The sequence below is a fragment of the Paraburkholderia piptadeniae genome (assembly GCF_900007165.1).
Classification (GTDB): Bacteria; Pseudomonadota; Gammaproteobacteria; order Burkholderiales; family Burkholderiaceae; genus Paraburkholderia; species Paraburkholderia piptadeniae.
The window spans coordinates 1-511 of sequence record NZ_CYGY02000255.1 but is presented as its reverse complement, the minus strand read 5'-3'; the positions used below and the strand labels follow the sequence as shown (position 1 = coordinate 511).

Annotated in this window: 1 pseudogene; it reads left to right on the top strand. The window is 62.8% G+C overall.

Going from position 1 to position 511, the window contains the following annotated elements:
* Window positions 1–409 (top strand): annotated as a pseudogene (locus BN2476_RS45075) (ABC transporter substrate-binding protein); the annotation flags it as partial.
* Window positions 410–511: the final 102 nt, after the last annotated feature.

Genomic DNA, 511 nt, shown 5'->3' with positions numbered 1-511 from the left:
CGACTTCCTGCGCGTGTGCAGCAAGGATTGCGATGGCGAATTGCTGCCGGCCGGCCCGATTCTAGTGGCGGACCAGTTGCCGGAATCGAATCCGGTGAAGAAGAGCTCGCTTGCGTACAAGTCGGCGTATGAGAAAGCGTATGGCGCGGGGTCGGTAGCGACCTTCGGCGGCCATGCGTGGGATGCCGGCCAGATGCTGCAAGCGGCGATCCCGGTCGCGCTGAAGACCGCTCAGCCGGGCACGGAAGCGTTCCGCGTGGCACTGCGCGGCGCTCTCGAAAGCATCAAGGAGTTGCCGGTATCGCACGGCATCATGAACATCACGACGGCCGACCACAACGGCCTCGACAAGCGTGCACGCGTGATCGTGCAGATCGTCGACGGCAAGTGGAAGCTGCAGAACGACTAACGATAAAAAGCGCTACGGGCCTCTCGCGCAATCGGCGGCGTGCATGACGCCGCATTGCCATTCTGTTCGATGACAATGGCATCGACCGCCGCGCCGGAACAC